Source organism: Leptolyngbya sp. CALU 1928 (assembly GCF_056784215.1).
Window position 1 is genome coordinate 707,506 of sequence record NZ_JBXBCE010000001.1, and the last position, 22,127, is coordinate 729,632.

Genomic DNA, 22,127 nt, shown 5'->3' on the forward strand with positions numbered 1-22,127 from the left:
TAAATTCAATTACTCCGGATAGGGTGCTGATTTTTAGAAGAAAGGAGTGGTAGATGCACCCTGATTAAAACCCTGGAGTTTATCTCTAGGGTTTTCTTTTTTATCGCATTGGGTCAGTCGCTTGTCTACGAGGATCGGCTTGCTCTTAAATCCGCGAGTTTTATTGGTTAGAATCACTCAAATCCGTTTTTTGAAGTGCCGCAGCAGGCACCACATCCGGGAGCGATCGCCCCAGCTTATACAACCAAAATAATCCCAAAACTCCCAAAGTAATTTCGACTAGGCTGATCACTTGAGCAATGCGGAGCGCACCGAACATCAAGCTATCGGTTCGCAATCCTTCAATCCACAGTCGCCCAGAGCTATATGCAACCAAGTAAACCAAAAACAGCGTGCCTGTCTTGAGTTTTGGCTTGCCTTTCAAGTCTCTAAAAAACAGCACCATGAGCAGGGTGAAAACCATTAGATTCCACAGCGACTCATATAAAAAAGTGGGATGGTAAAACTCCACGGTTTCAAAGCCTAATGGACGGCGATCTCGCGGAATAAACAATTTCCACGGCAAATCGGTTGGGCTACCAAATGCCTCAGAGTTAAAAAAATTGCCCCAGCGTCCAATTGCCTGCCCCAAAATTAGCGAAGGCGCAACCAAATCAGCTAGCTGCCAAAAAGAAATCTGCTTTAAGCGCGAAAAAATTAGTGCTGCCAGCAAGCCGCCTAAGATAGCACCATGAATCGCAATACCTCCTTTCCAAATTGCAATGATTTGCTCAGGATGATTCACATATTCTTGCCACTGAAACAGAACGTAATATAAGCGGGCGCTTGGAATAGCGGCAACAACTAGCCAAATCGCCAGATCAGCAATCAACTCTGGATCGACTCGACGACGGCGCGCTAAATACTGAGATAAATTCACTCCGATTAAGACCGCCGATGCAATCAGCAATCCATACCAGCGAATCGAAAATCCAGTCCCCTGAAACCAAGGAAGCTCTGACCCTGGAGACGTAAATTGAAAAGCAGGAAGCAGCAAGGAAGAAAACAAGGGACGTTCTCCTAAGAACGATGGACAAGTGACGGCTGTAGATAATCACCGTGCCACAGACTTGATTCTAAGCCGCTAAGGGTAATTTTGGCGGAAGACTCCTTGACCCTCTTGAGAGGTAGCCTTCACTGGCTTAAGAATACGTTTTCCTGCTGTGCGCTACATTGTTTTCAGCAGAAGAAGTTGTAATCCTCAACATGACTGAACACAGCGCATGGCGAATTTCATTAGCTCACAAAATCGCTCCTGCTTTCACAGCGAATCGTAAAGTTGAAGCGTGTTTTGTATTTGGCTCAGCCGCATTAGGGATTTCAGATCAATATTCCGATCTTGAATTAGGCTTCATCTGGTCACAATTACCATCCGTCGAAGAATTACAAACCACAGCGCAAAGTGTTGGTGTCAAAGGATGGGAAATTGAGCCGTATGGAGAAGCGAAACAAGCATGGTTGGAGCAGTTCTATATGTACGGCATGAAAGTAGAAGCGGGTCATTGGTCGCAAAATACGATGGACAACATTGTGAGTGATGTTGTTGAGTGTTATGAGGTGTCGCAAACTGGGCTTTTATTTGAGAAGCAAGCGATCGCATCCCATCTTCAAAACGCAGTAGTTCTTCACGGCGAAAACACCATCAAACAGTGGCAAACTCAGCTTTCTCCTTATCCTGAAGAACTTGCTGTTGCAATGGTTCAAAAGCATCTAAAATTCCGTCCGTTCGATGGTCAAAACATTTTGACCGAACGCCTTGAGATCCCAATGCTATATGAAAACAACTGTACCATCGTGCGATGGCTTCTCAACATGCTGTTCGGGCTAAATCGCACTTATCACCCAGGCTTCAAGTGGACACGTTACTTTGTTGAAGAAATGAAAATCAAACCACCTGAGTTTTTTACCCGGTTGGAGCAAGTTTTTTTATCTGATGCTGCAAGTGGAACTCGTGAGTTGCGACGACTTGTGGAGGAAACATTCGATCTTGTAGAGCAGTGCTTACCGCAAATTGACCTCAATCATCAGCGTCAAACGTTCAATCGACTTTATCCAAGGTGGGAGTTGCCTGTAGATCGTTAACTTAATGCTCATCAAAAGCAACTGGCAGGCAAAGCGATGAACTGTGTTAACGACCTAAAAGGCACCCTTCTTGGCGAGTACGACTAACACAGTTTTTAGAATCAACTGTAGATCGTAAAGAATTGACCATTTTGCTTGATAGGCTACATCCATTTTCACGATCGCTTCAAAGTCCAACACCGTCGATCGCCCGTTTGCTTGCCATTCGCCTGTGATTCCAGGCTTTACATTCAAGCGCTCCCAGTGGTGCCGTTTATAGGCAATAGCCTCATCAATCGTAGGCGGACGGGTGCCCACTAAACTCATATCGCCTTGCAACACGTTCCAAAATTGAGGAAGTTCATCTAGGCTAGTTTTGCGTAAAAATCTGCCAACCCGCGTCACTCTAGGATCGTTGCGATTTTTAAAGATGCCGCTCTTTGCTTCGTTATGAACTAAATGCTTTAACTGATCTGCATCCATCACCATGGAGCGGAATTTCCAAATTTTGAAGGTTTTGCCTTGGTATCCGCATCGAAGTTGGCTATAAAAAAGCGGACCAGGGCTATCAAATTGGGTTGCGATCGCTACTGGAACTGCAACCATTGCGGTGATCATTAGCCCAACTAAAGCCCCTGCAATATCAATCAAGCGCTTAACGCTGCTCTGCACAGAAGGATGCACCACGGAAGGCGAATTGTGAGCTTCTCTGCTTGATGGCAGGGAAAAGTGATTTGCTTGTTCTAACAGGACTGATTTCACGGTTGATGCATTAGTAGTAATCACGGTCATTGCCTGTACAAGTAGAAGAGATTGACTTGCCCTATGATGACCATACGTAATTACGCTGAGCGTACCTAGTAAAAGTTAAAGCGTTTGCTTAATCTTTGAAATGACATCGCTTATTTAAAGTTCTGATGTTTTTCTTCGTTAAACGCACCTTATTTTCAATTCAAGTAGATTTTTAGTGCAAAAAAGGATAAATTGCGAGATCTAGACTTTTTTTATGAAAGCCCGCAAAGATTTTGGGCAGGTAGAGGCATCCTTTTTCACACTGAACCAGTGAACTGGAGCGAGATCGCGCCGAATTTGGTTTTACAGACGATTGCAGTTTTCCAGTCAGACGGGCTACGTCAGCGCTAATATGCATCGCAACAACCGCAGCACCATGACGATTTAGATGGCTAGGATCAGCAAAGTACTGATTTGAATTTAGCGTGTGGTGCAGGCTAAGATCTTTGAATGTAAATCGCCGCGATCGCTCCAGCCGTTTCATTTGCCTGCGAAACTGGTCTTCATAGGCAAATCGCGCCGAATCTAAATAGGTTTGCGTTAGCGGAAGATTGACAAACACCAGCGGAATTTGCTGCCTATTCGCAAAAGCTGCCACTCGCTCTAGTGCATTAATTTGTCTACCCGCTAGGGCAAACCTGAGATAGTCAGCATCGTAGTAACCCGACACCCTGGAAAATCGCTGAAAGTAAGTTTTAGGGTTAAATTGCGTGTTAACCACTTGAAAGCCTAATGTTTCAGCAGTTGTTATCAATGGCATCGACGGCGAGGGTGAAGAAAGCCCTAAGCGGATCGTCACCTTGGCGCTTTGCTGACACTGCCCGTCCTCCATTGCATTCGACGGCATCTTCTGGGCAGGAGTCGAGATAGATTTTGGTTGAGAGATCAGTTTCAGCGGCAGTCCATCCATGCAGATTTGCCCAACGTCTAACCAATTCGGTTGAGGAATAGAGGGGCGAGTTCCAGCGTTGAGCGCTTGATAGCCCTGAGAAGCCCGAATTTTGTTGAAGGTATGGTCAATCCGACCGCTGTTGAACGCGCGTGATCCATCTGCCCACACAATCAGACGCGGCAACTGCTCGGCAGTAAGTAGTTGCCGCAGCAGCCAGTCTACAACCTGCGCCGTGGCACCATTGATCCCAAAGTTGAAGATTTTTAGGTTAGGATAGCCGCGTTTGGCGAGGGCTTGCTGAAGGGCTATCGGATCGACTCCTTGTAAGGCACGAGAACTGCCTACAATCAAAATATCGGGCTTGCCAAATTGAGCTAAGTAGTGAGTATAAAGCTGGAGTTGGCGATCGAGTTGCTGGCTGTTAAACGAAGGATAGCGGGAGTGCGGCAAAGGGCTTTTGGCGGGAGGGATAGCACCGGTTGGAGAAGGTGAGATTTGAGCAGGCTGCGGGATCACAAAAGGGGGCAATTCATGAAACGATCCCTTTGGGGATTGCCCGGTGGTTGGCTCAATCTTAACTTCCACGATCACATCGCCTGCAGCAGGGGTTGCTGAGTGGGTGGTAGGTGCGATCGCGCCTATTAAGATTGGGGACACCAATAGACCAAACGTTGCTTGTTTAACCCAGCCCATATAAAACTTGAGAACGTCTTCACTCAAGTCAACCATAGCGCTTTCTGACTCTGCAATTGATCGCAAAGAAAATTGTCCAAATCCCTCAGTTTTGATGGGGTGGGCGAGTCGCTTTTTTGGCTTCCTTAGTCGGCTGCTTGAGTTTGGAGACTGCTTGAGGCGCTGTACATCCTATGGGGATTTCGACCGTTTTAGGGTAAATTTGCATTAGCTGAAAGAAACGTGAAAAGCTAAAGTTTCTAGGGTCCATTCGTTCCCCAGAGCGATCGACCGCTTTATGAGTAGTAATTCGATCATTGGCTACGCCTGTTTTAGAAATGAGCCAAGCAAGAGATTGATACTGCTGGATTGTATAGCCGCTGTGAGTCGGGGCGTTTGTGTTGCCATCGGGTGGACTTTCTAGGGCGACATGATAGGCAAAGTTATTGACCGATGGCGGAAACTTGGGATGGGTTTTAACGGCTTCTGCTATGCCATTAACCCCAAAGAAGATTGAGTTGCCAGCACCATAGGCTCGTTTGTCGGGAGGAACAAGATACAAAACGGTGCCATCTCGCTGGATCAAGGTGTGGTAGCTTGCCTGGTTGCTGTCGTTGAGGTGCCGCGTGCGAAAAAAATTTAAGGCGCTGCCAGCAGATCCTACGGTTTCGTGCAGCACGACCAGCGGGGGCAGAAGGGCGGGTTTGCCATTTATGTCTTTGAAGTAGCGATCGCCGTAGTTTGTGGGATCAATCAAGAAAACCGCTTCGGGTGGCTGATCGCGGGATTGATTGGGATTAATCAGGCTGAGCGGAGTATTGGAGGTACTTGTGTTGGCTAACATGGTCCGTCGAAAGCGCTCCAATTCTACTGATCCTAAAGGGCGCTGAGCCGTTGAATTAGCTGAATTACGCGATTTAGAAGCGCCGCCAGTGTTCGGCTGCAAAGCACAGTCTAAAGGATTGATAGATTGGCTAACTTTGATAGATTGGCTAACTTTAGGAGTTGACGACGCAACTTTTACGGGCTGCCTTTTTGCAGAGGGCACCTTTGGTCGCGCGATCGATTTGGCTAAGGGTTTAATATCTACAGACCTAGAGACCGTAGGAGCCTCAAATTCAGATCGTTGAGTGTGCCCAGTTGCCACAGTGATAACAAGTGTGATGGCGCATAGTGTGATTAGCAGAGTAACAGTGAACAGATTTCGCCTCACAACTTGTAGTCACCTCAAAGCAGATTGCATAGGAAAGTTTTTTGTTGATTCAGGATAACTGTTCAACGATTAAACTTAAACATTCACATAGTGTTAAATTTTGCATCCTTCTTCAGTGTTGTTTAGGATACACTCCGATAATTTATTTTCAAATAGGCTGGCAAAAGGTTGCTTTTGAAGTAATTAATTAGCAATTCTTCCTCAGCATATGTGCGCCATTAGGATTAGACGAGTCATCAAGGAGATTTTTGCAGAGTGAGTAATCGATATATTTATGTTCCCCGCCGTCAGGTGATTCGAGGGCTTCTAGCCACTGCTGCATTTGGTGCAACTTCTAAGCTCTGGACGGGCTGTTCGTCTTCTCCAACCGATACCGCTGGTACAAGCGGTGGTGGCGCTAGCCCAGATGCAAGCAAACCGATCACTATTGGTTTTATCTACAACGCTCCCAAAGCGGACTATGGCTGGAACCAAGCTCATGCGGTCGGTGCAGCCGCGATCGCCAGTATGCCCGGCATCAAAATCATCGAGCAAGAGAGCGTTCCTGAAACCAAAGAGGTGCAGGAAGTCATGCGAAATATGATCGATCAAGATGGTGCAACCGTTGTCATTGCGACCTCGTTTGGCTACTTTGATCCCCATGTATTGGAAGTTGCCAAAGCGTATCCAGACGTGCAGTTTTTGCACTGCGGCACCCTGTGGAAAGAAGGATTAGCCAAAAATATCGGCAGCTTTTTTGCCCTAGTGGATGAAGGTCAATACCTTGCCGGACGGATTGCAGCCCAAGCGAGTAAAGGGGGCAAAATTGGGTTTGTGGGTGCAAAACCGATTAATCCGGTGCTGCGGAACATTAACAGCTTTATGTTAGGGGCGCGGAGCGTTAAGCCCGATATCAAAATGCAGGTGATTTTTACAGGTGACTGGTCGCTGCCCGTGAAAGAAGCAGAAGCCACGAACTCCCTTGCCGACCAAGGTTTTGATGTGATCGCAGTGCATGTGGATAGTCCTAAAGTGGTGATTGAAACTGCCGAGAAGCGTGGGGTATTGTCCAGCGGATTTCACTCCGATCAGTCTGCTTTGGCACCCAAAGGCTACTTAACTGGAACAATGTACAACTGGGGTACGATTTATAAAAATTATGTAGCGCTTTTAACGGCAGGTAAGACGCTGATGAATGGCGGTATTGAGCCTCAATATATCGGCGGCGTTGCAGACGACTATATTGGTCTGGCAACGTTTGGTCCAGCGGTGACTGAGCCAATCAAAAAAGATGTAGAGGCGGTAAAAGCGAAGCTGGTTGATGGGTCAGCCGTGGTTTATAAGGGTGCCATTAAAGATAATGCTGGCGCAGTCAGAATTCCCGCAGGCACGACCTACAAAGTGACTGCTCCTGAATTGACAAAAATGGATTGGTTGGCTGAAGGCGTTTCTGGAAAGACGGGTTGATATGGCACTGAGTCGTTCTAACTGGCGATCGACCGCTGAATCCATAGTGATTCCGCTGGCTGCACTATTGGTCGCCCTAGTTTTGTTCGGTATATTCTGCATGTTTGCTGGCAAAAATCCCTTTGCGGTTTACGGAGCCATTTATAAAACCGCATTTGGAAGCTGGAACGCGTTTCAAGGAACGTTGCTGCGGGCTGCTCCCTTGATGCTAACAGCGCTATGCACGGCGCTTCCGGCTCGATTGGGATTAATGGTGATTGGGAATGAAGGAGCCTTGGTTTTGGGAGGATTGGGGGCAGCAGCGGTAGGGCTGATTTTGTCCTATGGCAGCATTACTCCGAATCCAGCCCAACTGCAAACCACGTTGGGTCTGGCTCCAACCGTGGTGCAGATTGGCATGGCTTTGGGAGGGATTATCGCAGGCGGCATTTGGATTGCGATCGTGGGTGCTTTGCGCCATTATCGAGCGGTCAATGAAACAATCAGCAGTTTGCTGATGAACTACATTGCGATCGCCCTGCTTAACCACTTGGTCGAAGGTCCCTGGAAAGATCCTGCCTCTTTGAACAAGCCTTCCAGTTTCCCGATTCCAGAGCTATATCAGATTGGAAACATTGGTTCTACTCGGATTCACTATGGGCTGATTTATGGCTTGGTGGCTTGTGCGATCGCCTACTTTTTGATTCAGCACACCACCTTTGGGTTTGCGGCTCGGACTGCGGGGGGCAACGTCAAAGCGGCTCGGATTGCTGGGTTACCTGTTGGTAAACTAACTATCATTATTTGCTTCCTGGCTGGCTCCTGTGCAGGGTTGGCAGGCATGGTTGAAGTAGCAGCCGTTCAGGGTCAGGCAAATGCCTCGATTGTCGCTGGCTATGGATATGCAGGCATTCTCGTTGCGTTTATCGCTCGATATAACGCTTTGGCAGCAGCCGTAGTTGCGATCTTGCTAGGCGGAATTATTAACAGTGGCGGCGCACTTCAGCGATCGTTTGGAATGCCCGATGCCACCGTCCTCGTATTCCAAGGACTCGTCTTTTTAGTTGTTCTATACAGTGAATCGCTGTATGGACGTTTCAAAATCTTCAAGGAGCCAGAGATTCCCATGACTCCCCCTCCTGTGCCGTCTACAGCGGTGCCTGTCTAACGATTGATTAAGGTCGCTCATTGTTGATTATTTCAATTGATTTAACGCAGTTCAGTAATTTGATTTAGAGGAACTCATTAGATGGCAGCAGAGGCACTCGGTTGGTTGGGGGTTCCCTTGGGCATCTTGGCAGGCACCCTGCGAGGAAGCGCTCCCTTTTTGTTCGTCAGTTTGGGGGAATGCCTGACTGAAAAAAGCGGCAAAATTAATCTGGGATTGGAAGGAACCTTGCTTACAGGCGCAATGAGCGCCTATGCCGTTTCCTATCTAGCATCCGATAAATGGGGTATTCCAACCTCAGTTTCTCCATGGCTGGGTGTTCTGGTGGCAGGGTGTGCAGGCATGATTCTGGGATTCATCCATGCCTGGTTGTCTCAGCAGCCCAAGGTGAATGATATTGCGGTTGGGATTGCCATGATTATTTTTGGCAGCGGCATCGCTTTCTTTTTTGGTAAGGCGTTCATTCAACCCAAAGCGCCTCAGTTACCAACATTTGATCTCGGTGGATGGAGTTCGTTGCCCGCTCTACAATCTGCCCTCAAAATTAGTCCCCTATTTATTTTTGGTGTCTTACTTGCTCCTCTAATGGCATGGTTCTTCAAATCGACTCGCTGGGGCTTGTTTGTGCGGGCGGTGGGTGACAGTCCCGATGCGGCTTTGGCAATGGGAGTCTCTATTAAGCGCGTGCGGATGCTTTGTATTATTGCGGGTAGCTTCTTAGCAGGAATCGGCGGAGCTTGTTTGTCTCTCTATTATCCGGGGCTGTGGTCAGAGAGTATTTCCAGTGGTCAGGGTTTAATGGCAGTTGCCCTCGTCATTTTTGCCCGTTGGAATCCGGTTCAGTGTCTTTGGGCATCCTTATTTTTTGGTGGCGCTCAGGCGATCGGTCCTGCCCTCCAATCCGTTGGCGTGGATCAAGGACGTTACTTATTCAATGCCATGCCCTATATTTTGACTCTGCTAATTATGATTATTACCTGTTCGCCTAAAAAGACTTTATCAGGCGCTCCGGGTGCATTAGGAACGATTAACGGCTAAGGCGATTTCATGAAACGATCGCCACGGGATGCGATCGCACAGGCTGAATTCTAGAGATGTACGGAAAGCAATCGGAGATTTTAAGATGGCAGAAGTTGCGAACTCAATTGATCAGGTTGATCAGGCTACGCCGACTGTGATTCATGCCTCCGCGCCTCCAGATCTAGAAGTGGTCAATATGACTAAACGATTTGGTAGCCTCGTTGCCTTGGATAATGTGTCGCTGCATCTCAAGCCTGCCACGTTTCATGCGCTGCTTGGTGAGAATGGTGCCGGAAAAAGCACTTTGGTGAAATGCATCATGGGCTTCTATCGTCCGACTCATGGGGATGTGTTAGTTGACAAGCATTCCCGCGAAATCGATAGTCCTCGCGATGCTCAACGGTATGGCATTGGCATGGTCTATCAGCATTTCACTTCTGTGCCTGCCATGACGGTTGCCGAGAACCTGGTTTTATCGCGCCTGGAAAGTCCTAGCGTGATCAATTGGAAGCAGGAAATGGAGCATCTGGCTGCCTTTATGGAAAGTTCGCCGTTCAAGGTGCCTTTAGAATTGCCGGTGAGTCAATTAGCGGCAGGGCAAAAGCAAAAGTTAGAGATCTTGAAGCAGCTTTATCTAAAAAGCAGAATTTTGATTTTGGATGAGCCAACCTCTGTATTAACTCCCAGTGAAGCGGACGAAGTGTTGGGGTTGATTCGAGAACAGGTGACCGATCGCAAGTTGAGTGTGCTGATTATTAGCCACAAGTTCCGGGAAGTGACGGCATTCTGCGACGAAATTACGGTGCTGCGGAAAGGGAAATTTGCAGGAACGGGCTTGGTTAAAGATCTGGCTGTGTCCGATATGGCTGAGATGATGATGGGTGAAAAGCGGGAGCCAACCCCCGTTGAAAAAACCACTCAGACTGAAATAACGCCTGTTTTGCAAGTGCAAGAAATGCGCGCTAACAAAGATAATGGCGTGGAAGCCGTTCAAGGATTGAGTTTGACGGTGAATAGTGGTGAGATTGTGGGCATTGCTGGAATTTCTGGCAATGGACAGCGGGAATTTGTGGAGGTGTTGGCGGGGCAGCGATCGCCCACATCTGGACAAATTTTGGTGAATGGTGAAGCCTATGGCATGACCCGTTCTGAAATGTATAAACATCGGGTATTTTTGTTGCCAGAAGAACCGCTGAAAAATGCCTGCGTTGCTCATATGAGTGTGGCGGAGAATTTGGCGTTCCGCACCTTCGATCGCCCGCCGCAAGCCATGGGCGGTATTTTGGTTCTGTTCAAAGCCATTCGCGAAATGGCAACGGGCTTAATCACCTCCTTCAAGATTAAAACGCCTTCCCCCGAAACGCCAGTCGGGAACTTATCGGGGGGCAATGTGCAGCGAACAGTTCTGGCACGGGAGCTATCTGCCGATCATATTAATCTGCTGATTGCGGCGAACCCGTGCTTCGGTCTGGATTTTGCTATGGTGGATACGATTCACACGCAAATTTTGGCTGCTCGAAATCGCGGCGTAGCGGTGCTGTTGGTCAGTGAAGATTTAGATGAACTACTGAAACTCAGCGATCGCATTCTAGTCATTAGCGAAGGAAACTTTACCTACGATAGCCCAATTGAGCAGGCAGACTTTAAGGCGATCGGTCAAGCCATGGCGGGGCACTAATCATGACTACGACTATCGCCGCTCTTCCCTACGACTATGAGCTACCCGAATCAGGCAACGTAGCACTGATTGTGATTGATATGCAGCGCGATTTTCTAGAGCCGGGGGGCTTTGGTGATGCGTTGGGCAATGATGTGAGTTTGCTACGGGCGATCGTGCCCAGCCTCAAATCCCTGATTGAAGGGTTTCGCTCTATGGGATTGCCCATCATCCATACGATCGAATGCCATCAGCCCGATTTGTCGGATTGTCCGCCTGCTAAACTCAAGCGCGGTAAGGGAGATCTGACGATTGGCAGTGAAGCTGGGATGGGAAGAATTTTAATAAAGGGCGAACCGGGCAACGGCATTATTGCAGAACTCGCGCCTTTGCCGGGAGAAGTTGTGATTCACAAGCCGGGGAAGGGGGCTTTTTATGCCACCAATCTTGACTCAATTTTGAAAGAGCAAGGGATTACTCACTTATTTATTACTGGGGTGACCACTGAAGTGTGTGTGCAAACCACGATGCGAGAAGCCAACGATCGCGGCTATGAATGCCTCATGGTGGAAGACTGCACCGAAAGTTATTTTCCTGAATTTAAGCAAGCGACCCTTGAAATGGTGAGAGCGCAGGGCGGTATTGTCGGCTGGACGGCGATCGCGGCAGAAGTGCTTAAAGGGCTGGAACAATGGCAACCCGCCAAAGCGTTGGTTTAGCGCGTTTCGACTTCGCTCAATTCACTAGACGCGATCGCGTGTCTCATTCACCAATTGCCAATTGCCCCTCACCTCTCGCCTCTTTTTGCACAAACCCTTTTCCGGTGTAACTCCAAGCAATACCTTGAGGATCGAGCGTTTGGCTCCACTCGCCGAAATTTGTGCGCTCTTTATAGCGACTGATCGTACTGCTGCTGACTCCAAGGCGGTGGGCAAGCTGTCTGCCAGAGAGGGATTGAGTCTCCGCTTCAGCCATCCACTCCAGGTAGGAATCCCAAAAAACTAACATCAGCGCCAGCGCCATCATGGCAACAATTTCTGGTCGCTGCAAAATGGTTTGTAGAGAGTTCAAATCTTCATTTACCGTGGAATCTATTTTGATTTTTGGCTCAATCAATGCCATCGGTATCAGTGCTGTCGAACGTTCAGGCGAAAGGTTGGAATCGATCGCTGAATCAGGCGAGGTGCTTACGACAGAGCAAGGTTGAGTTGCTGTAAAAGGTGCTTCAAGGGTTTGTGTCCACAACATCGCGCGATCGCTCTGATGATGAGCATTAATTTCTACGGTTGAAATTTCCTCAATTGCTAATTCGCTGATCACTTCATATACTAAGCGCACCATAACCTCCTGCTCGACGCTGGAAACGGTCTCAATGAACACAGATAGGTAATTGCCTAACCGAATGACGCTAGCGGTAGCGTCGTAGCGCTGAGCTACTGTGTAATTAAGAATCGTGGCGATCGCGATTGGGTCGCCTTGTTTTGCCAGTTCCAATGGGTTTTCAGAAGGCATAATCAGTCGAGTGTAAACTGTGGAGATGGGCATTACCGGGAATTATAGAAGGGTTGTTCGCTTGTGGATAGTCAAATGGATAGTGAAAAACTGGCTCGTTACATGGAGGCGACTAATGGCATCTCCAAGCCGTGGCTGCTGACCCAACTGCGGCTCAAAAAACTCCAAGAAGACCGAGAAAGTTTATCGACAGAAGCCTACGAAGCTGCACTGAAGGATATTCATGCCGATCTGATGAACCTGGGAGAATGGTGGACTGGGCAAGAAGATGAGGTGTTTAGTTAATCATGCCTAGACGCAAAATTTCGACGACGACTGAGCTAGACCTAAGCGACCCACAATATTATTTCAGCCGTGAACTCAGTTGGCTAGAGTTTAACAACCGCGTGTTGAATGAAGCCTTTGATCCACGCACTCCACTGCTAGAGCGACTAAAGTTCTTAGCGATTTTTAGCTCTAACTTAGATGAGTACTTTATGGTGCGGGTCGCTGCCTTGAAGCAACAGGTTGAGGCACAAGTCACCCAGCGATCGCCCGACGGACGAACCGCCCAAGAACAACTTGCTCTAATTCGGCAGCGCTTGCACCCGATGGCATCCCAAGCCCATCTTCATTTTGATCAGGCACTCCGCCCCCCCCTCTCTTCCCACGGTGTTTATCTGCTGGACTACATCGATCTCAACCAAGAGCAGCGCACCTATTTTCAGCAATATTTTGACGAGCAAATTTTTCCAGTGTTAACCCCGCTGGCGATCGACCCTAGCCATCCGTTTCCCTACATTTCTAACCTCAGCCTCAATCTTGCCGTAGTCATGAAAGACGGGGAAACCGGCAAAGAACTGTTTGCGCGGGTCAAGGTGCCCAAGAGCCTACCTCGGTTTCTGCCGCTGCCCGAAACCCTGCGCCATCAGCAAAAAGAGGTTACTGCCATCTGGACAGGCGTGCCCCTAGAGCAAGTGATCGCCCATAATTTGGTAGAGCTATTTCCAGGAATGGATATTCAGGAATATCATACTTTTCGAGTCACCCGCGACAGTGATTTGATGCTGGCAGAAGATGAGGCAGATGATTTGCTGCTGGCGATTGAGCAAGAACTCCATAAACGGCGATTAGGTGGTTCGATTGTCCGCTTAGAAATTCATTCATCAATGCCTGAAGCCTTGCGAGTCATGCTGATGGAAGAGATGGATCTGACGGATGGAGATGTCTACGAAGCAACGGGTATCCTCTGTTTGCGAGATTTGATCACGTTTTTGGAAGTCCCCTTACCCGACCTCAAAGATCCACCGTGCTATTCGTCTGTGCCCCAAGCTCTGCGCGATCGCAGCAAGCTCAGCTTAGATAGCACCGAGCCAGAAGATAATTTATTTGCGATGATTCGCAAGCAAGATCTGATGGTGCACCATCCTTACCAATCTTTTTCGCGCACGGTTCAACGATTCATCACGGAAGCAGCCGAAGATCCCCATGTGCTGGCAATTAAAATGACGCTCTACCGCACCTCTGGGGATTCGCCCATTGTGCAGGCACTGATCACGGCAGCGGAAAATGGCATCCAGGTGGCGGCATTGGTGGAAATCAAAGCCCGATTTGATGAGGAAAATAACATTAACTGGGCGCGTAAGCTAGAAAGCGCTGGGGTTCATGTGATTTATGGGTTGGCAGGACTCAAAACCCATACCAAGGTGGTGCTAGTCGTTCGGCGAGAGGAGGGGCACATTCGCCGCTATGTTCATATTGGCACCGGAAACTACAACCCAAAAACCTCTCGGATCTATACCGATATGGGGCTGTTAAGCTGTCGCGAGGATTTGGGGGCTGATTTAAGCAATTTATTTAACTATTTAACGGGCTATTCGCGCCATCACACCTACCAAAAATTGCTAGTGGCACCTTCCGGTTTGCGGAACCGCATGACGGAATTGATTAACCGAGAAGCCGCGATCGCGCGTCAAGGTCACCATGCCCGCATTGTCGCTAAGATGAACGCCCTGGTTGATCCAGCCATCATTGTTGCGTTATATCAAGCTTCTCAAGCAGGGGTGCAAATTGATTTGATTGTGCGGGGCATGTGTTGCTTGCGTCCTGGAGTACCGGGTGTGAGCGACAATATTCGCGTGATCAGCATTGTGGGGCGCTTTTTAGAACACTCCCGCATCTTTTATTTCCATAATCAGGGGCAGGAAGAGATCTTTATTGGCAGTGCTGATTGGATGACGCGCAACCTGGATCGCCGAGTGGAAGCCGTTGTGCCGATTGAAGACCCGGCGATCGCCAAAGACCTACAAGAGATTTTGGGCATCATGCTGGCAGACAATCGCCAAGCCTGGGATTTACTTCCCGATGGGCGTTATATTCAGCGTCATCCCGCAGGAAATAGCCCAGAACAAAGTTCTCAAAAAAAATTGATGGAAATTACGTAATCATTTTCGCCATCGTCGTGTAGGATAAAGCCTTAGTTTGGATTGATGAAAAGAGTGACTTAAATTCAGTTGCTCAAAAGTAGATTTGAATCTTTTTTACAAGTATTCTTCTCCTTCACAATTCTGACTACTTCGCCGCTCAAAACTTTTGGTGAGTCAGCTTTTATAGCGACTCATTCATCGCCGCTTAGAATCCTTTTTAAGGAAATGAGTGGTTTTCGCAAAACATCTTGAATGCCCCGATATTTAATACAAAAATTTAGACTTTTTTTGGAAGAAAGGGGTGCATTTACCAAGATTTTTGGTAGAGTTGGAGGCAATTTTACGCAACTTTTTTCTTAAAGATTATGTGAGTGTGTATGAGTGCCGAATCGCCTTCTAAAATCAGTCAAATTGATGCTGAAGTCAGTTCTCTTGAACAAGAATTCAATGTCGATCTCTCCGTTGAAATTGATATTGACTTGGATGAACTGAACAGTTTAGAGAAATTTGAAACGGTTGAATTTGCTCCTAGTAAACCACCCGTTAAAATTAGCAAAGCAGAGCGTCTAGGACTGACCGATGATTCAGTCGGGCTATTCCTGCGTGAGATGGCGCGCTATCCGTTGCTGACTCAAACCCAAGAAATTGAGTTGGCGCGGGAGATTGCCAAAGGCGGTTCTCAAGCGGAACGGGCTAAACGTAAATTGGTTCGTTCAAACCTGCGATTAGTGGTTTCGATCGCCAAGAAATATCTCAATCGTGGTGTTCCTTTCTTGGATTTAATTCAAGAAGGTGCCATGGGTTTAATGCGGGCGGCTGAAAAGTTTGACTATGAGCGGGGCTATAAGTTCTCAACTTATGCGTATTGGTGGATTCGCCAGGGAATTACCCGCGCGATCGCTTCCCAATCCCGAACGGTTCGTTTACCTGTTCATATGGTTGAAAAACTGAACCAAGTTCGCAAAGCTCGGCAATTGCTTTCTCAAAAGCATGGACGCAAGCCAACAAAGCAAGAAATTGCTGATGAGTTAGGCATTGACGAAGATAAGTTAGATCATGTTTTAGATGTGAGTCAGGGTACTCTTTCTCTCCATGCTTGGGTGGGGCGAGAAGAAGATACCGAATTGATGCAATTAATCGAAGATTCGGATAATGTTGCACCCAACGATTGTTTAGATCACAAATTGCTCTGCGATCGCCTCGATTCTGTTTTAGAACATTTGAGCGAACGGGAACAAGAAATCATTCGATTGCGGTTTGGTTTAACCGATGGACAACATTACACCCTTTCTGAAATTGGTGAGCGGTATCAACTTTCAAGAGAGCGCGTTCGCCAAATCCAAGCAAAAGCGATGCGGAAGCTACGCCACCCCAGACGGCAAGCGCTTTTAAAGGATTGGATGCGTTAAGCAGAAAGACACTCACATTACAAGCTTCTGAGCGATCAGGAGATAGAAGCTAAAAGCCAGGAGCGTGTAAAAACTCACTCCTGGCTTTTTTACGGGTTTCTAAAGTGCGGTGTGCGGCGGGGGTTGAGTGCGGAGCGTTTTCCTAAGAGAAATGCTGATTACTTGGTATTTGCGCCCTCGTCCCTCTTAAAAAATTAGTTTTCTGTAGTCCCATCAGGAAACGTGCGCTTGAATTCATCAATTAAGTCATCCACTTCCTCGATCGCTTGATTTACATCAATTCTCAAAGTACCTAAGTTGGGCTGTTCCAAGAGTTTCACTAAAAACTCACGCTTGCCCTCGATCTGAGTAAATTGCTCTCGCATCGTTTGCGGATCTACCATGAGCCTTTCTTTCCTTCTTAAATATCAACGAGGTGTGCAAACTTATTCTACGGTAGCGTACAGGTTTCGAGTTTCAGGTTTCAGGTTTCGGGTTTCGGGTTTCAGGTCTAACGTGCAGACAGCTTGCACCGAGTCCTTATATCCCTGAAAATTTACTCTCTGACCCCTGAAACCTAATTCCTGACTCCTGAAACCTAATTCCACTTATCGTAAAAATGGGGGACGCTTTGGATCGACAGGTTTTGTTTTAATCACCTCATCCATAAACCGCTTGAGGGCTTGTTCGCGATTTTTCATGAATGCCGCCCAAAAACCGGGATGAAATTCATCCATTGTTTTGGCGATCGCCCACACATCCACCGCCAAAATATTCTGCAATATTTCGTCTTCCCGCTTGAGAGAATTGATTTGCTCCATTAAAATCTGGTCTTTAGCAGCCTGCTGATGATCATCTTTAGCCATTGTCATAGTTCAATCCAGAAAACTTGATTCATCAATCGGCGGTGATGGGGTTCAGGAGTCAGGGATAATATAAAGCTGACCAGGTTTTATAGCGCGACTAATTGTAACTCTATGCTACGTCAAATTTCCTTAGGAATGGTGGGGTTGGTGGTCGGTGGTGTTCTAACCATCGTCGGCTTTATTGCCTACTTTATTTTGGACAATGCCACGCTAAATTTGATCGGTTTTTTCTATGGAATTCCCATTTTGCTGGGTGGGTTGGCGCTGAAAGCGTCTGAGCTAGAGCCTGCTCCCTATTCACAGCCAACCTCTGAAGCAATCGTGGCACTGCGCGATCGCCAAGCTACTGCCACTCAAACTCAAATCCGCAAAGATGTAACCCGGTTTCGCTATGGACAGCGCGCCCATTTGGATACCTCCCTCAAGGCATTGAAACTCAGCCCCACCGATGAAGAATGCCCCATGTTGCAGAGCATTCGTGAAGAGGAAACCAACGGAGCTTATACTCTAGTGCTGCAATTTGAGTCGCCGTTTTTTCCGGCTCAAGCCTGGAAAGATAAAGAACAAAAGCTAACTGGCTTCTTCGGTCCGGGTGTGCGGGTAGAAGTGAATGCTTTGGACGACGAATTGGTGGATGTTGCTCTCATTGCGACCCCAGAAGTTAGTGAAACGCCTGTGGCAGCATGAGCAAACCCTTACGAATGTCTCAGCGATCGCTGCCGGGTTGGTTTCAGCAAGCAGATCATCAGCGGCTAACTGGGATGATCGCAGCCAGCACGGTGATTTTGTTTTTGTGCAGCAGCATTCGACATCTACTGTTTCACTCCACCGCCTACGATCTGGGCTATTTCGATCAACTATCCTACTTGCTGAGTCAAGGATTGCCGCCGGTGATTTCCTTTTGGGGATATCACTTTTTAGGCGGACATGCCGATTGGATTATGTATTTTGTAGCGCTCCCATATAAAATCTATCCGTCTGTGTTTTGGCTGTTGGGCATTCAAGCGGTCGCTTTATCACTCGGCGCTTTGCCCACCTATCATCTAGCACAACAGGCGGGACTTAAAAATGGTCAGGCGACGGCGATGGCGGCAGCTTATTTGTTGCATCCCATCATTTTCAATCTGAATCTGTTTGATTTTCATCCCGAAGTGATTGCCCTACCGCTGATTTTGACTGCGATTTTGACCGCACGACGGAATCAAGTGGGCTGGTTTGTTTGGTGTGTCATCCTAATTTTGGGTTGCCGAGATGCCTTATCGCTCACCGTGTTTGCCATGGGGTTTTGGCTATATCTGTTTGAGAAAAAGCGAATGTGCGGTGCGATCGCGCTGATCTTAGGCGGTGGCTGGTTCTTGTTTGCCACACAGGTGCTTATCCCTTCTTTTCCGCCCGGTGGTGTGATCTCGGTTGCCCGATTTGACTATTTGGGCAGTTCCGTTGGGGAAATTATCCTAAATTTATTCTTAAAACCCAATTTGGTTTTGTCTGCTTTATTCACCTTGCCCAATCTGCAATATCTTTGCCTGTTATTTTTACCGGTTATTTGGGGCTTATCCTGGCAGCATCTAGCGCCGCTAATCCCAATCATTCCCACCTTGCTGCTGAATCTGCTGAGCACCTTGGAAACCCAAAAGGATTTGCTGCATCAGTATTCTCTACCAGCGCTACCGTTTTTGATGGTGGCGATTATTGCGACCCTTGCGGATGGCAAAGGGTGGGTGCAAAGTCGGCGGGGAATTTTGCTGTGTTCGCTGATTGGCTTTTTGGCGCTGGCAAAGTTTGGCTACTTTGCTGATCGCTATCTCAACTCGCTGGATACCTGGCAGGCAAGCCGCAGCGCGATCGCTCAAATTCAGCCCCAAAGCCGGATTTTGACCACTGCATTCTTGGCACCCCATCTAACCCATCGCCCTACAGTGCAATTGGCGATCGCTGGAACGGAAGCGATCGACTTCGATCAGTTTGACGAGGTGCTGCTGAATGTGCGGCATCCTGGTTGGGCGAGTACCTCCAGCCTTCAGCAGGGTTTGGTGGAGCGGCTCCAGCGTGAGCCTGGTTTTAAGCCGTTAGTGGAACAAGATGGCGTGTACTTGTTCTCTCGTGTAGGCGCTTGATATGACTTTGGGCGATGGCAAGCATGGGTGATTTGACGGTGAGGAATTTGAAAACTTGGATGCCACCGCGATCGCTGCGGTGGATGGTGGTCATCAGTGCAGTGATTTTGTTTACCAGCAGCACATTGCGACATGGATTATTTCACTCCAATGCCTGGGATTTGGGCATTTTTGATCAGCCGCTCTATTTGCTCAGTCGCGGATTGCCGCCCATTTCTTCGATCATTGGGGTGCATATTTTAGGCGACCATGCCGCCTGGATCTTTTATCCGATTGCAGGACTGTACTGGATTTATCCCGATGTCCATTGGCTGTTTGCGGTGCAGGCGATCGCGCTGGCGCTAGGGGTTTTGCCGACTTATCATCTAGCGCGGCAGGCAGGATCACCAGAAAAGCAGGCGGTGGCAGTTGCCCTAGCTTATTTGCTCTATCCGCTGATCTTTAACCTGAATTTATTTGACTTTCATCCCGAAGTGATTGCCTTGCCGTTAATGCTGGCAGCCGTTTGGCTGGCACGCGCCGATCGGATTGTCGGCTTTGTCATCTGCATTGTGATCATCCTAGGCTGTCGAGATGCCCTGGCGCTAACGGTGGCAGCAATGGGCGTATGGCTATTTATCTTTGAGAAAAAGCGGGTCTGTGGCGCGATCGCCTTCATCGCGGGTTTAGTCTGGTTTTATCTAGCAACTCAGGTGATTTTGCCGCATTTTCAGCCTGCGGGTGTGTTGGGGCTGTCGCTGTATGCTGAATTGGGCAACTCCATTCCCGAAATCGCCTTAAGTCTGGTGCTAAAGCCGGATGTGGTGTTGCGGCGAGTGCTGACTTTTGCCAACCTTGGCTATCTGGTGATTCTGTTTGCTCCGTTGGCATGGGGATTGAATCCGCGCTATTTTTCGCCCATGATAGCGGCAGTTCCCCAATTGGCAATGAATCTGCTGTCTGAAAAAGATGTGCAAAAAAACTTGGTGCATCAATATTCCCTGCCAATTCTGCCGTTTATGCTGTTGGTGGTCATTGCGACTTTGGCAGCAGGCAACGCTTGGATTCAGCGTCCCAAACCTATTATGCTGTGGTCGCTAGTGGCGTTTATGGCGCTGGGGCAGTGGCATTTATTTGGCACCCGCTATCTGACTAAGCTGAGTACTTGGCAGGCAACTCACCGCGCGATCGCCCACATCACTACCCAAAACCCTGTTTTAGCCCCAGCCGCTCTCGTGCCCCATTTAAGCCATCGCCCGATGATTAACGTTGTCAAGAATGCAGCAGGCGTGAGGTTAGAAAACTATCACTATTTACTACTCAATCAGCGTCACCCTGGAGGATTAAGTACGCCTGAAATAGTGTTGGAGTTAGTCAATCAGGCACAGAAAAGCTCTTGTTTTCAGCTTAGCTTTCAGCAGGATGATGTGTTTCTGTTCCAAAATACCTGTGGAATGAAATGATGGAATCTCGCTGGATTGACAAACCCACTGTGCTTTACTTGATTTTGGCGATCGCGGTTTGGGTGCAGCATGGAATAATCTGGCTGTGGATCGCTCACACAAAAGGCATCTCCTGGGTAACGTTGCTAAACCACTGGGATGCAGAGCATTACAGCATAATTGCCACCCAAGGCTATGAAGGTGCAAATTGGGCTTTTTTTCCGCTCTATCCCTTGCTGGTTCGCGCCGGGGCAGCGGTAACAGGATTGTCGGCGGTGCCCCAAGTTGCAGGCACATTGCTATCGTCGTTGATTTTTCTGGGCTGGCTGGCTGTGGTGGTTTGGTTGCAAGCTTCACCCCAAAATTCTGAGGCAATCCAGGCAGGCTTATTACCTAATACGATTTGGGGGTGGCTTCTATTTTTGTACTCGCCTGGATCGTTTATCTTTCACTCGCATCATACCGAATCGCTGTTTTTGCTCCTGTCCTATCTTGCAGTTGCCGCTGCCGTTTTCCGCAAACCCAGACTGGCGACGATCTCGGCTGGGCTGTCTGGACTAACGCGCACTCAGGGACTTTTTGTGGTCGTTTGCATCGCACTGATCATTGCGGCTCATCCACGCGATCGCAGGGTTCAAGTGCGCCATTTTGCCTGCGTTTGCTTAGGTGGCATCGCGATTATGCTGCTGTTTCCGCTTTATCAATATTGGCAAACGGGCAATCCTTGGCAATCGGTGCAAGCGCGATCAAACTGGAGTCACGCCACATCCTGGTTTTCAATGTTGCAAACCCTATGGTTTGGCAACCCCTGGCAAAATACAAATTTGGGTTCCGTGCTGCATCATGCGGTTTATGGGCTTTTATGGGGCGGAACCGTTTTGCTGTGGCGGGTTTCTCGTCCCATGGCTCTCTACACAGCCTTATCGTTGGGGGTGATGCTGCAACAGGGTGAGCTAATTAATATCTTTCGCTATGGGGCAGTGTTGTTTTCAGTATGGTTTGTGTTGGGCGATCGCCTCTCTCGGTTTCCTCCTTGGATCAAAATTGGCTCTCTGGCTCTGATGGTTGTCCTGAATTATTCGGTGACTTGGAGCTATGCGATCGACCGATGGGCGTATTGAGGAAACATAGGAAAAACTGCTGAATGGCAATCCACAGGGCTATGGTTTTGGAGTTTTTTTGCATCGTTCAAAGAACACCTTAAACACTCAATTAGTTTTCACTCAAAGATGATTAAAAAGGGGATTAAAACTTGCTTGAAATACTCAAGTTTTTGATTGCACAGCGATCGCTTGAGGTATTCAGAAAAGCAAGCATGAATTGAGCCAGTGAGGGTTGATAAACTCCTATGGCTTAGGCGCGATCGCGCCACGAAACTTAGTTTCCCATGATACAATTAATAGGCTAAAGGCTAGCTTTTTGAGCATACAAATTCAGTTAAGTTTGTTCATCTTTCAAAAGCTGTTCCTTTTGCGAAAA

General features: G+C 48.1%; 20 protein-coding genes. 13 read left to right on the plus strand and 7 right to left on the minus strand.

All coding sequences use genetic code 11. The features are described from left to right. Nucleotides 1-160: 160 nt before the first annotated feature. Nucleotides 161-1,048 carry a prolipoprotein diacylglyceryl transferase gene (lgt, locus tag AC1S5B_RS03130; protein WP_482034265.1) on the minus strand — a complete coding sequence of 296 codons (888 nt, stop codon included), beginning with the start codon at nucleotides 1,046-1,048 and terminating at the stop codon, nucleotides 161-163. Nucleotides 1,049-1,212: 164 nt separating this feature from the next. On the opposite strand from lgt, the gene AC1S5B_RS03135 reads away from it, so the two are divergent. Then, the gene (locus tag AC1S5B_RS03135) at nucleotides 1,213-2,121 is read left to right on the plus strand and encodes a DUF4037 domain-containing protein (protein WP_482034266.1); all 909 of its coding nucleotides are present in this window, start codon (nucleotides 1,213-1,215) and stop codon (nucleotides 2,119-2,121) included. A 54-nt stretch (nucleotides 2,122-2,175) separates the two neighbouring features. On the opposite strand, the gene AC1S5B_RS03140 is transcribed toward AC1S5B_RS03135, so the two are convergent. The 3 genes from AC1S5B_RS03140 to AC1S5B_RS03150 all read right to left on the minus strand — a co-directional run bounded on the left by AC1S5B_RS03140 (nucleotide 2,176) and on the right by AC1S5B_RS03150 (nucleotide 5,603). Beyond that, nucleotides 2,176-2,892: a sugar transferase gene (locus tag AC1S5B_RS03140; RefSeq protein ID WP_482034267.1), complete on the minus strand. Its 717-nt coding sequence runs from the start codon at nucleotides 2,890-2,892 to the stop codon at nucleotides 2,176-2,178. A gap of 172 nt (nucleotides 2,893-3,064) precedes the next feature. Then, nucleotides 3,065-4,513, minus strand: coding sequence for a hypothetical protein (locus AC1S5B_RS03145; RefSeq protein ID WP_482034268.1), 1,449 nt, complete (start codon nucleotides 4,511-4,513; stop codon nucleotides 3,065-3,067). 49 nt (nucleotides 4,514-4,562) lie between these two features. Beyond that, nucleotides 4,563-5,603 carry a peptidoglycan recognition protein family protein gene (locus AC1S5B_RS03150; RefSeq protein WP_482034269.1) on the minus strand — a complete coding sequence of 347 codons (1,041 nt, stop codon included), beginning with the start codon at nucleotides 5,601-5,603 and terminating at the stop codon, nucleotides 4,563-4,565. Nucleotides 5,604-5,924: 321 nt separating this feature from the next. Between AC1S5B_RS03150 and AC1S5B_RS03155 the strand changes: the two genes are divergently transcribed. The 5 genes from AC1S5B_RS03155 (at nucleotide 5,925) to AC1S5B_RS03175 (ending at nucleotide 11,658) form a co-directional block, all read left to right on the plus strand. Beyond that, nucleotides 5,925-7,115, plus strand: a complete 1,191-nt coding sequence (locus tag AC1S5B_RS03155) for a BMP family ABC transporter substrate-binding protein (RefSeq protein WP_482034270.1) — start codon at nucleotides 5,925-5,927, stop codon at nucleotides 7,113-7,115. Nucleotide 7,116: 1 nt separating this feature from the next. After that, a complete protein-coding gene (locus AC1S5B_RS03160) occupies nucleotides 7,117-8,262 on the plus strand; it encodes an ABC transporter permease (protein WP_482034271.1) in 1,146 nt (381 codons plus the stop codon). 81 nt (nucleotides 8,263-8,343) lie between these two features. After that, on the plus strand, nucleotides 8,344-9,300 hold the full coding sequence (locus AC1S5B_RS03165; protein WP_482034272.1) for an ABC transporter permease: 957 nt from the start codon (nucleotides 8,344-8,346) through the stop codon (nucleotides 9,298-9,300). Between the two features lie 85 nt (nucleotides 9,301-9,385). Then, the gene (locus AC1S5B_RS03170; protein ID WP_482034273.1) at nucleotides 9,386-10,960 is read left to right on the plus strand and encodes an ABC transporter ATP-binding protein; all 1,575 of its coding nucleotides are present in this window, start codon (nucleotides 9,386-9,388) and stop codon (nucleotides 10,958-10,960) included. A 2-nt stretch (nucleotides 10,961-10,962) separates the two neighbouring features. After that, nucleotides 10,963-11,658: a cysteine hydrolase family protein gene (locus AC1S5B_RS03175; RefSeq protein ID WP_482034274.1), complete on the plus strand. Its 696-nt coding sequence runs from the start codon at nucleotides 10,963-10,965 to the stop codon at nucleotides 11,656-11,658. Between the two features lie 43 nt (nucleotides 11,659-11,701). Here AC1S5B_RS03175 and AC1S5B_RS03180 read toward each other — a convergent pair whose 3' ends face one another. Then, nucleotides 11,702-12,484: a helix-turn-helix domain-containing protein gene (locus AC1S5B_RS03180; RefSeq protein WP_482034275.1), complete on the minus strand. Its 783-nt coding sequence runs from the start codon at nucleotides 12,482-12,484 to the stop codon at nucleotides 11,702-11,704. 42 nt (nucleotides 12,485-12,526) lie between these two features. Here AC1S5B_RS03180 and AC1S5B_RS03185 point away from each other — a divergent pair, with 42 nt between their 5' ends. The 3 genes from AC1S5B_RS03185 to AC1S5B_RS03195 all read left to right on the plus strand — a co-directional run bounded on the left by AC1S5B_RS03185 (nucleotide 12,527) and on the right by AC1S5B_RS03195 (nucleotide 16,265). Further along, complete coding sequence (locus tag AC1S5B_RS03185; protein WP_482034276.1) at nucleotides 12,527-12,736, plus strand: hypothetical protein; 210 nt, start codon at nucleotides 12,527-12,529, stop codon at nucleotides 12,734-12,736. Between the two features lie 2 nt (nucleotides 12,737-12,738). Continuing rightward, nucleotides 12,739-14,874, plus strand: a complete 2,136-nt coding sequence (ppk1, locus tag AC1S5B_RS03190; protein WP_482034277.1) for a polyphosphate kinase 1 — start codon at nucleotides 12,739-12,741, stop codon at nucleotides 14,872-14,874. A 359-nt stretch (nucleotides 14,875-15,233) separates the two neighbouring features. Further along, nucleotides 15,234-16,265: a sigma-70 family RNA polymerase sigma factor gene (locus tag AC1S5B_RS03195; RefSeq protein ID WP_482034278.1), complete on the plus strand. Its 1,032-nt coding sequence runs from the start codon at nucleotides 15,234-15,236 to the stop codon at nucleotides 16,263-16,265. A gap of 194 nt (nucleotides 16,266-16,459) precedes the next feature. Here the strand turns inward: AC1S5B_RS03195 and AC1S5B_RS03200 are convergent, their stop codons facing one another. Continuing rightward, nucleotides 16,460-16,648: a hypothetical protein gene (locus AC1S5B_RS03200; protein WP_482034279.1), complete on the minus strand. Its 189-nt coding sequence runs from the start codon at nucleotides 16,646-16,648 to the stop codon at nucleotides 16,460-16,462. A 204-nt stretch (nucleotides 16,649-16,852) separates the two neighbouring features. Beyond that, nucleotides 16,853-17,116 carry a hypothetical protein gene (locus tag AC1S5B_RS03205; protein WP_482034280.1) on the minus strand — a complete coding sequence of 88 codons (264 nt, stop codon included), beginning with the start codon at nucleotides 17,114-17,116 and terminating at the stop codon, nucleotides 16,853-16,855. 105 nt (nucleotides 17,117-17,221) lie between these two features. On the opposite strand from AC1S5B_RS03205, the gene AC1S5B_RS03210 reads away from it, so the two are divergent. The 4 genes from AC1S5B_RS03210 to AC1S5B_RS03225 are packed head-to-tail and all read left to right on the plus strand — an operon-like array spanning nucleotide 17,222 to nucleotide 21,769. After that, nucleotides 17,222-17,797 carry a DUF2854 domain-containing protein gene (locus AC1S5B_RS03210; RefSeq protein ID WP_482034281.1) on the plus strand — a complete coding sequence of 192 codons (576 nt, stop codon included), beginning with the start codon at nucleotides 17,222-17,224 and terminating at the stop codon, nucleotides 17,795-17,797. Further along, nucleotides 17,794-19,227 carry a DUF2079 domain-containing protein gene (locus AC1S5B_RS03215; RefSeq protein WP_482034282.1) on the plus strand — a complete coding sequence of 478 codons (1,434 nt, stop codon included), beginning with the start codon at nucleotides 17,794-17,796 and terminating at the stop codon, nucleotides 19,225-19,227. The genes AC1S5B_RS03210 and AC1S5B_RS03215 overlap by 4 nt, the downstream gene beginning before the upstream one ends. Nucleotides 19,228-19,250: 23 nt before the next feature. Then, nucleotides 19,251-20,669 (plus strand): DUF2079 domain-containing protein, encoded by a 1,419-nt coding sequence (locus AC1S5B_RS03220; RefSeq protein ID WP_482034283.1) that lies wholly within the window; start codon nucleotides 19,251-19,253, stop codon nucleotides 20,667-20,669. After that, entirely contained in the window at nucleotides 20,666-21,769 is a 1,104-nt protein-coding gene (locus AC1S5B_RS03225) for a hypothetical protein (protein ID WP_482034284.1), read from the plus strand. The genes AC1S5B_RS03220 and AC1S5B_RS03225 overlap by 4 nt, the downstream gene beginning before the upstream one ends. Nucleotides 21,770-22,127: the final 358 nt, after the last annotated feature.

Bases quoted from the DNA above. Each gene is read 5' to 3' on its own strand.
- AC1S5B_RS03195 (WP_482034278.1), top strand. From the start codon at position 15,234: ATGAGTGCCGAATCGCCTTCTAAAATCAGTCAAATTGATGCTGAAGTC.
- AC1S5B_RS03185 (WP_482034276.1), top strand. From the start codon at position 12,527: ATGGATAGTGAAAAACTGGCTCGTTACATGGAGGCGACTAATGGCATC.
- AC1S5B_RS03175 (WP_482034274.1), top strand. From the start codon at position 10,963: ATGACTACGACTATCGCCGCTCTTCCCTACGACTATGAGCTACCCGAA.
- AC1S5B_RS03180 (WP_482034275.1), bottom strand. From the start codon at position 12,484: ATGCCCATCTCCACAGTTTACACTCGACTGATTATGCCTTCTGAAAAC.
- AC1S5B_RS03160 (WP_482034271.1), top strand. From the start codon at position 7,117: ATGGCACTGAGTCGTTCTAACTGGCGATCGACCGCTGAATCCATAGTG.
- AC1S5B_RS03165 (WP_482034272.1), top strand. From the start codon at position 8,344: ATGGCAGCAGAGGCACTCGGTTGGTTGGGGGTTCCCTTGGGCATCTTG.
- ppk1 (WP_482034277.1), top strand. From the start codon at position 12,739: ATGCCTAGACGCAAAATTTCGACGACGACTGAGCTAGACCTAAGCGAC.
- AC1S5B_RS03170 (WP_482034273.1), top strand. From the start codon at position 9,386: ATGGCAGAAGTTGCGAACTCAATTGATCAGGTTGATCAGGCTACGCCG.
- AC1S5B_RS03220 (WP_482034283.1), top strand. From the start codon at position 19,251: ATGGGTGATTTGACGGTGAGGAATTTGAAAACTTGGATGCCACCGCGA.
- AC1S5B_RS03140 (WP_482034267.1), bottom strand. From the start codon at position 2,892: ATGACCGTGATTACTACTAATGCATCAACCGTGAAATCAGTCCTGTTA.
- AC1S5B_RS03210 (WP_482034281.1), top strand. From the start codon at position 17,222: ATGCTACGTCAAATTTCCTTAGGAATGGTGGGGTTGGTGGTCGGTGGT.
- AC1S5B_RS03215 (WP_482034282.1), top strand. From the start codon at position 17,794: ATGAGCAAACCCTTACGAATGTCTCAGCGATCGCTGCCGGGTTGGTTT.
- AC1S5B_RS03205 (WP_482034280.1), bottom strand. From the start codon at position 17,116: ATGACAATGGCTAAAGATGATCATCAGCAGGCTGCTAAAGACCAGATT.
- AC1S5B_RS03225 (WP_482034284.1), top strand. From the start codon at position 20,666: ATGATGGAATCTCGCTGGATTGACAAACCCACTGTGCTTTACTTGATT.
- AC1S5B_RS03200 (WP_482034279.1), bottom strand. From the start codon at position 16,648: ATGGTAGATCCGCAAACGATGCGAGAGCAATTTACTCAGATCGAGGGC.
- AC1S5B_RS03145 (WP_482034268.1), bottom strand. From the start codon at position 4,513: ATGGTTGACTTGAGTGAAGACGTTCTCAAGTTTTATATGGGCTGGGTT.